The sequence below is a fragment of the Gordonia sp. 852002-51296_SCH5728562-b genome, from assembly GCF_001665475.1.
Lineage (GTDB): Bacteria > Actinomycetota > Actinomycetes > Mycobacteriales > Mycobacteriaceae > Gordonia > Gordonia sputi.
This window is the reverse complement of the sequence record NZ_LZMI01000075.1, coordinates 1-13169: the sequence shown is the minus strand read 5'-3', so window position 1 is coordinate 13169 and position 13169 is coordinate 1. Positions and strand designations below refer to the sequence as shown.

Here is a 13169-nt window from a genome sequence, read left to right as displayed (position 1 = left end):
TCGGTGACATGGCTTGGTGATTTGCATTGGCGGACAGTCGAATCCGATGATTTCAGGACCATTGGCTCACCACAAAGAGGTGCGACGAGGGTAGCTTCAACTCTGAAGGCATCCCAGCGAATCCAAGAAGGACATCATGAGTCCGAATCGAATTGTCATCGCTGCTGTGGGTATCGCACTCGTGGTCGCCGCGGTAGTTTTCAACAGCAAGCGACGCACAGTTGATGCGACCACTGCCGAGGTCGAGAACGCCATCGGCGCGCTCGACCCGGTGTCGCGAGCAGCAGTGATCGCCCGGCTGGCCGCCGACGAGAAGACAAAGCTCGACGATAAGAAGTAGCGACCAACGAGTAGTAGCGACCAACGAGAAGTAGCGACTGCGTTCGGAGTGATTTCGATATGCACCAATGAGTGAACAGCGCGAGCGTATCGATCCGGAGAGTCGATTCGCGGAGCGTCGTCGTCGACTGCATGAGGCCCGGTCGGGTCGGATCACGACCGCGATCGCTGATCGGTTCACCGAGATCGACGGCGGCACCGCGGGCACTCTCGTGTCAGTCGAGCTGTTCACCACGGTGATTCCGTTGATCATCCTCGGATTCGGATACTTTTCCGGGTTCGCCTCCAACGCGAGCCCGGGAACGGTGTTCATCCGGGAAACCGGGCTCCACCACCCGCTCGACGACCAGGTACGCGAGGCCTTCGGCAACTCCGCAGGATTGCGATCGAGCTGGACCATATTCGGCGTTGCGGGCTTCCTAGTCTGGGGAATCCCCATGTCGATCACCATCGCCGCCATCTTCGGAAAGGCGTGGCGTCGGGAACAGTTCGGGCTCGGCCAACGTCTCCTCCGCGGCGCCATCTGGTTCCTGCTGTACCTCGTGATGCTGGCTACGCGAGAATGGCTGACCTACACCGTCGGCGCCACCTCGACCACACACGCGCTGATGTTCGTCGTCGGGCTGATACCGGTGTGGATCTTCTGGTCACTGACCCCACCGCTCTTGGTCCGCGACGGCGGTCGAGGTCTGCGCTATCTTCTTCTGGCCGGCTTGGCCGGGGTCGCGGTCGATGGTGTCGTCCTGCCACTCGCCTCGCGAGTAGCATTTCCGGCGCTGCTTTCCGGCTGGAACGGGTTCGGGCCGATCGGGGTGGCCATGACGCTGATCCTGTGGTGCGGGGTGATCGGCGTCGGATGGGTGGTCATCGCCTGCGTCGGCGCAGTCTTCTGGGAACGCATCACGCCGGAACACACGGTTCTCGAGTCGCAAACGGCCTGATCACCCGGCCATTGCGTGGCTCAGTCGTTGCGATTGCCCGCGTAGTACCGGCCGAGGAACTCTTCGCGGTAGGCGTAGTAGTCGCCGGACTCGATGGCTCTGCGCGCGCCGTCGACCATCTGCACGACGAAGGCGACGTTGTGCAGTGTTGCCAGCGTCGCACCGAGTCCTTCCTTCGCCTTGAACAGGTGATGCAGGTAGGCGCGCGAGTACTGCGAGGTGTAGTTGGTGATCTCGGGATCAAGTGAGCGGAAGTCGGTGCGGTATCGCGCGTTGGTGATGTTGTAGCGGCCGTCGAGCGAGTAGATGGCGCCATTGCGCGCGACGCGGGTCGGCGAGACGCAGTCGAAGGTGTCTGCGCCGTTCTCGATCGCGGTGAAGATGTCGTCGGGCTCGCTGATACCCAACAGATGTTTCGGCTTGTCTTCTGGCAGTTCGGAATTCACCCAGCCGACGATCGTGCCGAGGTTGGCCTTCTCCAGGGCGCCGCCGATTCCGAAGCCGCCGAAGCCCTTTCCACCGGAATCCTGGTCGCGACGCGAGAGCTCGGTCAGGTCACGGGCAGCTTTGCGTCGTAGATCCTCGTACTGCGCGCCCTGCAGGACTCCCCACAGCGACTGCTGGGGTCGATGTCCACGCTCGACGGAAAGCCGATTGTGTTCTGCCAGACAGCGAATCGCCCACTGCCGGGTGCGTTCGAGCGAATTCTCCTGGTAGCCACGGGTGTTCATCAGCGTGGTCAGCTCGTCGAACGCGAAGATGATGTCGGCGCCGAGTTGGTGCTGGATCTGCATCGACAGCTCGGGCGTGAACCGATGCGACGACCCGTCGAGATGCGATTTGAAGGTGACGCCGTCGTCGTCGACACGGGAAAGTCGTTCGCGCCCTTCGGCAATCTTCTCGTCGTCCTGCTCGCCGGTCACGTCCATCGAGATGACCTTCTTGAAACCCGTGCCGAGCGACATGACCTGAAACCCGCCGCTGTCGGTGTAGGTCGGACCCGACCAGTTCATGAAGGCGCCGAGGCCGCCCGCGGCGTCGACGATCTCGGGTCCCGGCTGCAGATACAGGTGATAGGCGTTGGCGAGCACGGCCTGCGCGCCGAGCGCGGCGACCGCCTCGGGCAGGACCGTCTTGACCGTCGCCTTGGTTCCGACCGGAACGAAGGCGGGTGTGTGGATCTCGCCGTGCGGCGTCGTGATGACCCCTGTGCGGCCGAGCGAACCGTCGAGCCGCGTGCCCACCGCGTACGAATGTTCGGGATGCAGGTGCAGACCGGTCGGGTTGGTGTCGGGAGCGTCGATGTCGGGCGGGGTCACCGACCGATCTTCGCAGGTCGAGCGCCCTGAGCTCAAACCAGCTCCCGACGAGGTCCGCGGACCCGAAGCGTCGATTCGCTACGGTGAGTCCATGACGCGCGGAACGAACCTCAAGGTACCCACCCGGATCGTGCTGGCCTGCTGCGGAGCCCTCGCGGCCACGTCCCTGGCGCTGACCGGCTGTGGCTCCGACCAGCAATCAGACACGTCGAGCTCTGCGACGACGCAGGTGAGCGATTCGACGAGCCCCGCCGTGGTCGGCGGCCCCCGACCGGGAACACCGACCACCTCGGTACCGCCCGAGACCGCCGCGGGCACCAAGTCGTGCGACCAGATCTCCGGGCCCGACGGCGCGCTGACCGTACAGATTCTGGCCGGCGACGTGAGTTGTGCCGACGCCATGACACTGGCGAAGTCGTACGGACCGAAGATCTCGAGTGGTGAGCCGCAGGATGTCGACGGCTGGTCGTGCGCCCCGGCCACCGGACACGGCCTGCTCGCGGCGTGCGAGAAGGGCTCGGACAGAGTTGGCTTCGCGCCGTAGTGCATTCGCCGACTTGACCCTCACGCGACGTCAGGCAGCAAGGTCATCGGTGTGAGCGAAGGAAATGCCCCGTCGTCGGGCGACCTCACCGTCGGTGCGGTCGCTGGCCTCGTCGGCGTCAGTGTGCGGACGCTGCACCATTACGACCAGATCGGTGTGGTCATCCCGACGGGCCGAACACCCGCGGGATACCGCGTGTACGACGACGCCGACGTCGAGCGCCTCCACCAGGTGCTGACCTACCGGGAGTTGGGCTTTCCGCTCGAGCAGATCGCGACCCTGCTCGACGATCCGCACGCAGATGCGCTGGGCCACTTGACCACCCAGCGCGATCTGCTCAATGAGCGGATCGCTCGCTTGCACCGGATGGTCGCAGCAGTGGAGGACATGATGGACGCGAAGAAGTCAGGAATTCAGTTGTCGGCCGCCGAGCAGAGCGAGATCTTCGGCGACGAGTGGCTACCCGAGGAGTACTCAGCCGAGGCGCAGCAGCGCTGGGGTGACACCGACGAGTGGAAGCAGAGCCAGCAGCGAACGGCCCAGTTCAGCAAGGACGACTGGCGCCAGATCAAAGCCGACGCCGACGCCTTCGAGGCACGACTCGCCGACGCGTTGCGGCGCGGCGTCGAACCGAGTTCTGCCGAGGCAAACGATCTCGCCGAGCAACATCGGGCGAGCATCGAGAAGTTCTACGACTGCGGCTACGAGATGCAGGTCTGTCTCGGCGACATGTACGTCGCCGATCCGCGATTCGCCAAGCACTACGACGCCGTCGCGCCCGGCCTCGCGGTGTTCCTGCGCGACGTGATCCGCGCCAACGCAGAAGGTAAGGACACAGACGGGAAGTGAGTCAGCCCAGCTTTTCGGCGACCCGCTCGAGCGCTGCGACGCGGCTGCCCTTGACCAGGACCGCGTCGCCGCGCTCGAGTCCGTCGAGTGCTGCGACGGCGGCGTCGATGTCGGCGACGTGGGTGGCCGTCGAGCCGTAGCTGGGCTCGTCGACGGCGATCACCGTGACGCCGAGTGAGTCGGCCTGGGTCGCGATCGCCTCGTGCTCGGCGGCTGAATCGTGTCCGAGTTCTGCCATCGTTCCCAGCACGGCGAAGCGTCGTCGAGCATCGAGGGCCGCCAGGGAGCGCAGCGCGGCCGACATCGACGTCGGGTTGGCGTTGTAGGCGTCGTTGAGCACGACGACGCCGTCGGCCGTGGTGGAGAGCTCCATGCGCAGACCCGACAGCGCGGCGTCGAGGAACCCGGCGGGCATCGACTCGACGGGTACGCCGAGCCCGCCCGCTGCCGCCGCGGCGGCGAGCGCGTTGGACACCTGATGCTCGCCGCGCGCCGCGAGCGACACCTGCGTGCTGCCCCACGGCGTGTGCAGGCGGAACGATGCACGGAGCTGATCGTCGACGACGATGTCGGTGGCCACGACGTCTGCCGAGGGGGTGAGGCCGTAGGTCAGCACCTGCGCGGACGTGCGGGATGCCATTGCCGCGACGCGCTCGTGGTCGGCGTTGAGCACGGCGATGCCGTCGGCCGGAAGTGCCTCGACCAGTTCACCTTTCGCACGCGCGACGGCCTCGATGCTGCCGAAGAGTTCGAGGTGCACGCCCTCGACCCGGGTGATGATGCCGACGGTCGGGTGGGCGATCGAACACAGCAACTCGATATGCCCGACCCCGCGCGCACCCATCTCGACGACCGCGGCCTCGGTGTCGTCGGGGGCGTTGAACAGGGTGAGCGGTAGGCCGAGTTCGTTGTTGAACGACTTCTCGCTCGCGGCCGTGCGGAACGTCGTGGAGAGCAGTCCGGCCAGCAGATCCTTGGTCGACGTCTTGCCCACCGACCCGGTGATCCCAACCACCCGTTCGGGAAGTCGACGCCGCGCTGCACGGCCGAGGTCGGCGAGTGCGAGCGCGGTGTCGACGACGGTGATGGCCGGGGCCTCGACGCCCTCGACAGGGCCGGTCGAGGTGAGGTAGGCGCCCGCTCCCGCCGACACCGCGCCCTCGATGAAGTCGTGTCCGTCGCGAGCAGCGACGACCGGGACAAACAGCTGTCCGGACCGCACCGCGCGCGAGTCGATCGTCGCGCCGTCGACCGTCACGTCGTTTCCGACGAGTTGACCGCCAACCGCGTCCGCCACCTCATTTGCCTGCATGTGCACGACTCAACGCTAGAGGAAGGAGCAAAACGCCCCGCACGCCGGGGAGAGCGCGGCGAGGCGTCGACGTATCGTGTGACCCATGTCGACTCCCCTGCTTCGCCTGGTTGTTCTCTACGGCGGCGTGTCCGCCGAGCACGATGTGTCGCGCGTGACCGCGGCGCACGTGCTGGCAGCAGCCGATCCGGCCAAGTACAGCGTCGTCCCGATCGGTATCGCGAAGAACGGGACCTGGGTCCGCAACGACAAGGTGATCGCCTCACTGGCCGACAAGACACCGCTGCCCGATGCACTCGACATCGCGGGCACCGTCGTCGACCCGCTGCGCGAGCTACAGGCCGATTCCGACGGAGCGATCACCGTTGTGCTGCCGCTGCTGCACGGCCCGCACGGCGAGGACGGCACGATCCAGGGAATGCTCGAGCTGTTCAAGCTGCCCTACGTCGGCGCCGGTGTGCTCAGCTCCGCAGCGTGTATGGACAAGGGCATGGCCAAGGTCATCGCCGCGCAGGCGGGAATCCCGCAGTGCCGGTGGATCGAATACCGCGACGGCGTCGACGACCCGCGCACCGTCGCGTTCCGCGCCATCGAGGAGCTGGGCCTGCCGCTGTTCGTCAAGCCGGCCAACCTCGGGTCGTCGGTGGGAATCACCAAGGCGCACAACGCAACCGAACTCGACGACGCGATCAACCTGGCACTGCGCTACGACGACGTCGTGGTGATCGAGGAGTTCGTGTCCGGGCGCGAGGTCGAGATTGCGGTGCTCGGCAACGAGAACCCCGAGACGTCGGTGCCAGGCGAGATCATCTCCGGGAGCGAGTTCTACGACTACGAGGACAAATACATCACCGGCGCAGCCCAGCTGGTGATCCCGGCACCGCTGAGCGATGAGGCGGTACGCGAGGTCCGCGAGCTCGCGGCGAAGACATTCCTCGCGATGCGGTGCGCGGGCATGGCGCGCGTCGACTTCTTCTACGAGGAGCCGGGCCGCGGCTGGCTGCTCAACGAGGTCAACACGATCCCCGGATTCACCCCCGGCTCGATGTACCCGAAGCTGTGGGGCGCCACCGGCATCGCCTACCCCGACCTGATCGACCGCCTCGTCACGCTTGCGCTGGAAGCGCACCGTCGGCGCGCGGGGTTCTCGACGGAGCACTGACGCCGTCGCCCCGCCTGGCACGGCAGGTGGACGTGCTCCGTCCGAAGACGTTCCGGGCCGCTCCCGTTTTCAGTCAATTTCAGAGATGCCCGGCGGCAAAAGCCCAGGTCGGCTCGTCGGGACCCTTCAGAAATGACTGAAAACGGGAGAGCCAACTAACCCCCAGACAGCGAAACACCCCCTCATCTGCGTAGATGAGGGGGTGTTTCTGGCGGTGGCGGAGGGATTTGAACCCTCGGTACGGGGTTACCGCACACAGCATTTCGAGTGCTGCACCTTCGGCCGCTCGGACACGCCACCGCGGAAGACTGTACCGCAGCTGGCGTCTGACACTAAATCAGCAGGTCAGCGAGGTGCATGGCGAGCTCGCCACGCCGTATGGCTCAGTGGCCGGTGAGCTTGTCCTTGATGCTGTCGACGCCTTCTTTGACCTTGTCGGCAACCTCGGAGACCTTCTGCTTGCCTTCGGCTACAGCCTGGTCGCCCTTGCCCTCATTCTTGAGGTCGTCGTTGTTGGTCAGGCTTCCGACAGCTTCCTTGCCCCGACCCTTGAGCTCTTCTGCCTTGTTCTGTGCATCATCAGTGGTTGCCATAGAACTCTCCTTCGCGTGTGCGAACCAGAGCGCGGTTTTCGCGTCTCCTGAAATCCACCGTACACATCGTCGAAGTGGCGCTGTTATATCGAAATCTGGCCGGGTCGAAGCCTTGGCGGGTCAGTCGTGCGCACCTTGCCTGCGGTCACGCGGGACCGGTCTCACTTCCCGAGGAGCTTGTCCTTGATCTCGCCGAACTTCTCCTTGGCCGTACCCACGGCGTCCTGCACCTTCTCGTTCTCGGTGAACTCGGTGATCTTCTCCTTCGCCGTGCCCACGGCGTCCTGCACCTTCTCGTTCTCCGTGAACTCGGTGAACTTCTCCTTCGCCGTGCCCACGGCGTCCTGCACCTCGTTCTCCGTGAACTCGGTGATCTTGCCTTTGACCGATTCCACGGCCTCGTTGATCTTGTCGCTGGATTCACTCATGGTGTCGACTCCTCGCCATGCGGAGCCCGATGCTCCGCGCTCGATTACCAACCTGCCACAACGGGGCGCCTGTGTCTTTGGGTGAGAACCCTGGTTTGTGCATACCTCGACACCCCTGCGATCAGGTGGTAGCGCGCAGCACGTCGACGATGGCGTCGAGGTTGCGCTCGAATCGCTGCTCTCGATCGCCAAAAAGAATCCGACCGGCCTCCGCGACCAGCGGAACGTCGTCGCCGAGCATCTCGGTCCGATCCGACAGCGAGTAACGCGGCTCGCCCGACTGCGCACGCTCCTGTTCTTCGATGACGAATCCGACGACAAAAGCTGTCACGAATTCGACTGCGCGCACCGCCCTTTCGAGATCAACGCCCGACGCGACGAGCTGCTCGAGCCACGGTTCCTGCGCACGCAGCACCTCTGGGTCGGTCAGTCGCGTTCCGCTGAACGTGCGTGCGCCGTCGCGGTGGGCGAGGTATTCGCGACGCAGCACGCGCGCGTAGGTCGCGACCGAGTCGGGCCAGACGTCCATTGGTTGCGCACGGAGTTCGGTGATCACCCGACGTTGAATCTCGGTGCCCATCTCGTCGAGCAGCGCCTGCTTGTTCTCGACGTGCCAGTACAGGGCCGGCGCCTTGACTCCGAGTCGGGTCGCCACAGCGCGGACCGTGACGGCGTCGATGCCCTTTTCGTCGAGCAGATCCAACGCCGCTTGCACGATGTCGGCGCGGGTCAGTCCTTTGGATCGTCCTGTCGGCACGGTTGACAGATTAACAAAGTTAAGGGAACCTGGTGGCAGTCCCGATTTAACTAAGTTAAGGAGACTCCTCATGAAGGCAGCAATCATCACCGAAGCCGGACACAACCCGGTGCCCGGAACCTTCGACGAACCGGAGGTCGTCGCGGGAACACAGCTCTTCGAGCTCGTGGGCGCAGGTCTGCACCAGATCGTCAGGTCGTTGGCGGCGGGCCGCCACTACGGCAGTTCCGGCATCTACCCGCAGGTGCCAGGCATCGACGCTGTGGTGCGCGCAGCAGACGGTTCACTGCGCTACACGGGCCGCATCGCACCTCCCTGGGGCACGATGGCCGAGCGCATGGCAGCACAGGGCGGATTTCCGGTCCCCGACGACGCCGACCCGCTCGCAGTGGCCGCGGGGGTCAATCCCGCAGGCTCCGGATGGCTTCCGCTGCACGCCCACCGGGACGCGCGCGGCAGGCTCGGGACCGTGCTGATCCTGGGTGCGACAGGAATGTCGGGTCGGCTGGCAGTTCAGAGCGCACGGGTCCTTGGTGCCGACCGCATCATCGCCGCCGGCCGGAACCAGGCGGTACTACGCAGCCTGCGCGCGCCCAACGTCGACGTCGTCGAACTCGATGTCGACGATCCAGCAGGCGCGCTAGCCGAGGCCGTTGCCACGTCGACCCCCGACCTTGTCCTCGACTACGTCTGGGGTCCGGTCGCCGAGGCCACGTTCACCGCGCTGGGGCGGCAGGGATTGCACGAAGACGACGCTCAGATCTCGTACGTGCAGATCGGGTCGCTCGCCGGGACGCACGCCGCCGTACCGTCGACGCTCCTGCGATCACGGAACATCACGATCTCCGGCAGCGGGGCGGGTTCGGTGTCTGCCGAGCAGCAGATGCGCTCGATTCCCGCGGTCATCGACGCGATCGCATCGGGCGCCCTGCAGGTGCCCTACGCGGCGTTCGGGATCGACGACGTCGAGAAGGCGTGGAGCTACGACGGACCGGAGCGCGCCGTCGTCACGCCGTGACGGAGCGGTCAGGGGCGCACGGTCGACAGTCTTGAGCGCCCAGTCGGCCGTCTCGAGCGCACCGTCGACGGCTCAGCCCTCGCGGCGCGTGTCGAAGAAGCCGACCATCAGCTCCCGACACTCCGCCTCCCGCACCCCGCCGCGGACCTGCGGGCGGTGGGCAAGGCGCGGGTCGCGGACGACGTCCCACAGCGACCCGACGGCGCCGGTCTTGGGTTCCCACGCGCCGAAGACCAGTGCGTCGACGCGTGAGAGCGTGATCGCGCCAGCGCACATCGTGCACGGCTCGACGGTGACCGCGATGGTGCACCCGGGTAGGCGCCACCCGTCACCGAAGGCGTGCGCGGCGGCTCGGAGCGCGAGGATCTCGGCGTGGGCGGTCGGATCCGCGTCGAGTTCACGACGGTTGCCTGCGCGCGCGAGTTCGACGCCCGCGGGGTCGAAGACCACGGCCCCGATGGGGACATCGTCGGGTCCGGAGGAGTCGACGGCCGCGGACAGCGCCTCACCGATCATCTGATCCCACAGGCTCATCTGATCCGGAACGCGCGACGCGTCATGCCCGCCGTTCACACGCGGGCCCTCAGTGTCCGAGCGAGTCGAGCACCTTCGACAGTTCGTCGGCGAATCCGAGTCGCGCGGCGATCATGCCGATCTGCTCGTCGGCGTAGAGGTCGGTGTCGCCGACGATGACGCCCATCACCGCGTCGGGAAGTCCGAGGTCGGAGAGCACGCCGAGGTCGCCTTCCTCCCACGGGTCGATGTCGTCGAGCTCGTCGTCGTCGAGATCGGGGACGTCGACGTTGATGGCGTCGAGGACGTCGGCGGCGATGTCGTAGTCGATCGCGGCGGTCGCGTCGGAGATCAGCAGTCGTGCACCGCCGGGGGCCGGGCGGACGACGATGAAGAATTCGTCGTCGATGTCGAGGAGTCCGAACACGGCACCCGCTGCCCGCAGCTCACGCAATTGCGTCTCGGCGGCGGACAGGTCGGTCAGGGCGGACTCGTCGAGCGCCTTCACCTTCCAAGCGGCATCCTCGCGGACCACGGCTACCGCGAAACCCTCGATATCGTCGATCGCTTGCTGCTTGTTGGAGTCCGAAACCCCAGCGCCGGCACCTGCCATGACGCTCACGGTAGTCGAGAATCGACGCCCGCCCCAATCCCCTTCCGACTCTGGCCGTCCACACTCCGTCGGCACACGCTCCGGGACCCGCGACCGATGTGCGAATCTGGTCCTTGTGACCGGAGACAAGCAGGGCAGCCAACCGCAGACCGCGCAGGAATCACAGGCGACGTCGACGACTCGACGACCGGTCTGCATCCTCGGCCTCGGGCTGATCGGCGGGTCGTTCATGCAGGCCCTCACGGCGGCCGGGCGCGACGTGTTCGGCTACAACCGCTCCGAGGCGACCGTCGACGCGGCGTCGAATTCTGGATACGACGCCTCGTCGGATCTGGTTGCGACGCTGCGACGCGCGGCAGCCGACGACGCGATCATCGTGCTGGCCACCCCGGTCACGACGATCGAGCCGCTGCTGAGTGCAATCGCCGAGACGGCACCGCAATGTCTGCTCACCGATGTCATCAGCGTGAAACAGGCTGTGGCAGAGAAGGTTTCCAGGCTTCATCCGCATGCGCGGTACGTCGGCGGGCATCCGATGGCCGGGACCAGCCGGTCCGGATGGGACGCATGCGATCCGACGCTGTTCACCAATGCGATGTGGATGGTCACCACGTCCGACGACACCGACGCCGACGATTGGACCGCGGTGGCAGAGCTCGCGCTGCAGGTGTCAGCGATTGTCGTACCCGCGGCGCCCGACGCACACGACAGGGCCGTCGCGGCGATCTCGCACGTTCCGCACCTGCTTGCCGCCGACACGGCTGCTGTGGGCGCAGGAGAGAGCAACCTCGCACTTCGTCTGGCAGCCGGCAGTTTCCGGGACGGGACGCGCGTGGCCGCGACCGAACCCGCACTGCAGCGCGCCATGATCGAGGCCAACGACATCGCCGTGCTGAACGCGCTCAGCGAGGCGATCGACCGTCTCGTGCAGGCACGCGACGAACTGCGCGACTCGGGCAGCGTTGCCGCGCTGATCGACGACGGGCATCGCGCACGCATGGCCTACGAGGAAATGGCCGCGCGGGGTCGGGAGCCCATTGTCGGGGTCAGCGTCGGCGCACCCGGCTGGGCGTCGGACATGCGCAAACAGGCCCACGAGGGTCGGGTCTGGCTGGGGTGACCCCTCAGACGCGCTCGGCCAGTCCCGAGTAGTTGACGACGAATCCGTTGTCGTCGACGGTGATCTTCGCGGTCGCCACCGGCGAGACGACGTCGATGCCGTCGGGCCCGGAGGTGTAATGCATCCGCGCAGGCTTGACGTCGCCGGTCGGCAGATAGACGTACGCCACCGGGATCTCGACGTCGGTCGGAGCTGTGGTCAGGCCGAATCGACGGATGGGCAGCGCGTTGAACATCGGCGACATGGCCAGGTCGACGTCCTGCGCGCCGTCGAAGTCGCTGCGAATGGTGTCGCCGTTGGTGCGCACGAGCCAGAGGTTCTCGTCGTCGTGAGAGAGTCCGAGTTGGCTCTCGCCGCTCTCCCGGAGGAGGTGGATGGAGAGTCGCTTGGTGATTCCCGCGTCGTTGGTGATCAGCTCGTACGACGCGGAGAACGCCTCGTTGTCGGCGGTTGCCGCCGAGATGATGCGACCGTATGCCTTGATGCGCAGTCCGGACACGTGCAGGCGCACCTGCTCGAGTCTGTCGACTCCGACACCACGCCAGGTGATCATCGTCTTGTACTCCCGAACCGGAGCGGTATCGACCGATCCGCCGCTCGCCGCGGTGTCGTGATCAGGGGCTGGGGTTGTACTCACGCGTCTACGGTAGCGAGCGAGAGGCCGCGACACACATCGGATGGCGGTCTCCACCACTTCGTTACGGTCAGGCGCGGCAGGTGGCGGTGCGTCGGGACGACCCGGCGTCGACCCGATCGATCGAGACGCTCTGGCCGTCGACCTTGATCTCGCACGACGCCGAGCTGTTCAGCCCGGCCAGGACCAACAGTCGTAGCGGCGCCGATCCCGCGGTGAACTCGAGGTGCCAGGTTGGAGGTGGCGTGAACTCGCTGCGCAGGCCGACGTCGTCGACGTAGAGGATGGTTCCGCTGCCCTCGATGGTCGCGTCGTAGGTGACGGATCGGCCCGCGGTGTCGCTGTCGCGCGGTGCAGGCGTCGCACCGGGCGGGACCATCGGGTTGTTGGGTTGCTGTTGCTGGGTCGGGACGTCGGGGGTGGTGGGATCGACGAGCGTCAGGGTCGCAGGCGCGTCCTGGGACTGCGCGTCGGATTGTCGGATCAGCGAGAAACCGTAGAACACCAAACCGAGAACGACGGCCGCGACCAGCGCGAACACCACCCCCGTGCCGAACCTGCCCGGCGACTTCGGCTGACGCCGCTCGTCGTCGAATCTTGATGGGCCGGGTTCTGTAGGGCCGGGTGGGGGCGCTCCGGCGCCTCCCGACTGCGGTGTGACGCCTGCGGGAGCCTGGGGTCCGGCGGCTGCACGCGAGGGCTGCTGGCCGGGAACGAACCGCGGCGTGCCGTCGGGGGCGAAGCCGAGCGGCGGGTAGAGGCCAGGCATCAACGGCGCGCGATAGAGGTCCTCGGGCCGTGGCCCCGCCTCCTGCTGTCCCATGCTGACGCTCCCGTCTCGACATCGTGATCCCGACCATCCCTGATCCCGACGATCCCTGATCCCGACCATACGGACCGCTACGACAACACGACGGCCCGCCCCCGGCCAGGCCCCCCCCGCCCGGCCGGCGGGGGGGGGGGGGGGGGTGGGGGAGCCCGGGGTGTGGGGGGGGGAACCCGCAAGAGGGGGTTTTGGAGGGGGCGC

The 13169-nt window shown here is 66.4% G+C and carries 16 protein-coding genes and 1 tRNA gene; 7 read left to right on the top strand and 10 right to left on the bottom strand.

Features of this window, described 5'->3' with window-relative positions:
• The first annotated feature begins 136 nt into the window (after positions 1 to 136).
• Both A5766_RS13535 and A5766_RS13530 read left to right on the top strand, forming a co-directional pair.
• Positions 137 to 340 (top strand): hypothetical protein, encoded by a 204-nt coding sequence (locus tag A5766_RS13535; RefSeq protein WP_005208060.1) that lies wholly within the window; start codon positions 137 to 139, stop codon positions 338 to 340.
• A 67-nt stretch (positions 341 to 407) separates the two neighbouring features.
• Positions 408 to 1280, top strand: a complete 873-nt coding sequence (locus A5766_RS13530; RefSeq protein WP_064862152.1) for a hypothetical protein — start codon at positions 408 to 410, stop codon at positions 1278 to 1280.
• A gap of 20 nt (positions 1281 to 1300) precedes the next feature.
• Here A5766_RS13530 and tgt read toward each other — a convergent pair whose 3' ends face one another.
• Complete coding sequence (gene tgt, locus A5766_RS13525; protein WP_039856704.1) at positions 1301 to 2554, bottom strand: tRNA guanosine(34) transglycosylase Tgt; 1254 nt, start codon at positions 2552 to 2554, stop codon at positions 1301 to 1303.
• A 136-nt stretch (positions 2555 to 2690) separates the two neighbouring features.
• Between tgt and A5766_RS13520 the strand changes: the two genes are divergently transcribed.
• Positions 2691 to 3143 (top strand): hypothetical protein, encoded by a 453-nt coding sequence (locus A5766_RS13520; RefSeq protein ID WP_039856684.1) that lies wholly within the window; start codon positions 2691 to 2693, stop codon positions 3141 to 3143.
• A gap of 51 nt (positions 3144 to 3194) precedes the next feature.
• Positions 3195 to 3992, top strand: coding sequence for a MerR family transcriptional regulator (locus A5766_RS13515; RefSeq protein ID WP_005208064.1), 798 nt, complete (start codon positions 3195 to 3197; stop codon positions 3990 to 3992).
• 1 nt (position 3993) lies between these two features.
• Here the strand turns inward: A5766_RS13515 and A5766_RS13510 are convergent, their stop codons facing one another.
• Positions 3994 to 5304, bottom strand: coding sequence for a UDP-N-acetylmuramoyl-tripeptide--D-alanyl-D-alanine ligase (locus A5766_RS13510; RefSeq protein ID WP_039856685.1), 1311 nt, complete (start codon positions 5302 to 5304; stop codon positions 3994 to 3996).
• Positions 5305 to 5389: 85 nt separating this feature from the next.
• Here A5766_RS13510 and A5766_RS13505 point away from each other — a divergent pair, with 85 nt between their 5' ends.
• Positions 5390 to 6466 carry a D-alanine--D-alanine ligase family protein gene (locus tag A5766_RS13505; RefSeq protein WP_005208067.1) on the top strand — a complete coding sequence of 359 codons (1077 nt, stop codon included), beginning with the start codon at positions 5390 to 5392 and terminating at the stop codon, positions 6464 to 6466.
• A 209-nt stretch (positions 6467 to 6675) separates the two neighbouring features.
• Here A5766_RS13505 and A5766_RS13500 read toward each other — a convergent pair.
• The 4 genes from A5766_RS13500 to A5766_RS13485 form a co-directional block, all read right to left on the bottom strand.
• Positions 6676 to 6766 (bottom strand) — tRNA-Ser (locus A5766_RS13500).
• 83 nt (positions 6767 to 6849) lie between these two features.
• Positions 6850 to 7059: a CsbD family protein gene (locus A5766_RS13495; RefSeq protein ID WP_005208107.1), complete on the bottom strand. Its 210-nt coding sequence runs from the start codon at positions 7057 to 7059 to the stop codon at positions 6850 to 6852.
• A 161-nt stretch (positions 7060 to 7220) separates the two neighbouring features.
• Entirely contained in the window at positions 7221 to 7487 is a 267-nt protein-coding gene (locus A5766_RS13490; protein ID WP_064905034.1) for a hypothetical protein, read from the bottom strand.
• Positions 7488 to 7608: 121 nt separating this feature from the next.
• Positions 7609 to 8244: a TetR/AcrR family transcriptional regulator C-terminal domain-containing protein gene (locus tag A5766_RS13485; protein WP_005208118.1), complete on the bottom strand. Its 636-nt coding sequence runs from the start codon at positions 8242 to 8244 to the stop codon at positions 7609 to 7611.
• A 70-nt stretch (positions 8245 to 8314) separates the two neighbouring features.
• Between A5766_RS13485 and A5766_RS13480 the strand changes: the two genes are divergently transcribed.
• A complete protein-coding gene (locus tag A5766_RS13480) occupies positions 8315 to 9262 on the top strand; it encodes an NAD-dependent epimerase/dehydratase family protein (RefSeq protein ID WP_005208120.1) in 948 nt (315 codons plus the stop codon).
• A gap of 72 nt (positions 9263 to 9334) precedes the next feature.
• On the opposite strand, the gene A5766_RS13475 is transcribed toward A5766_RS13480, so the two are convergent.
• Both A5766_RS13475 and A5766_RS13470 read right to left on the bottom strand, forming a co-directional pair.
• The gene (locus tag A5766_RS13475) at positions 9335 to 9796 is read right to left on the bottom strand and encodes a nucleoside deaminase (RefSeq protein ID WP_039856708.1); all 462 of its coding nucleotides are present in this window, start codon (positions 9794 to 9796) and stop codon (positions 9335 to 9337) included.
• Between the two features lie 49 nt (positions 9797 to 9845).
• Positions 9846 to 10388, bottom strand: coding sequence for a tRNA adenosine deaminase-associated protein (locus A5766_RS13470; protein ID WP_005208124.1), 543 nt, complete (start codon positions 10386 to 10388; stop codon positions 9846 to 9848).
• Between the two features lie 115 nt (positions 10389 to 10503).
• Here A5766_RS13470 and A5766_RS13465 point away from each other — a divergent pair, with 115 nt between their 5' ends.
• Positions 10504 to 11508 (top strand): prephenate dehydrogenase, encoded by a 1005-nt coding sequence (locus tag A5766_RS13465; RefSeq protein WP_005208126.1) that lies wholly within the window; start codon positions 10504 to 10506, stop codon positions 11506 to 11508.
• A gap of 4 nt (positions 11509 to 11512) precedes the next feature.
• On the opposite strand, the gene A5766_RS13460 is transcribed toward A5766_RS13465, so the two are convergent.
• Both A5766_RS13460 and A5766_RS13455 read right to left on the bottom strand, forming a co-directional pair.
• The gene (locus A5766_RS13460; RefSeq protein ID WP_005208128.1) at positions 11513 to 12061 is read right to left on the bottom strand and encodes a putative glycolipid-binding domain-containing protein; all 549 of its coding nucleotides are present in this window, start codon (positions 12059 to 12061) and stop codon (positions 11513 to 11515) included.
• Positions 12062 to 12212: 151 nt separating this feature from the next.
• Entirely contained in the window at positions 12213 to 12965 is a 753-nt protein-coding gene (locus tag A5766_RS13455) for a hypothetical protein (protein ID WP_005208129.1), read from the bottom strand.
• Positions 12966 to 13169: the final 204 nt, after the last annotated feature.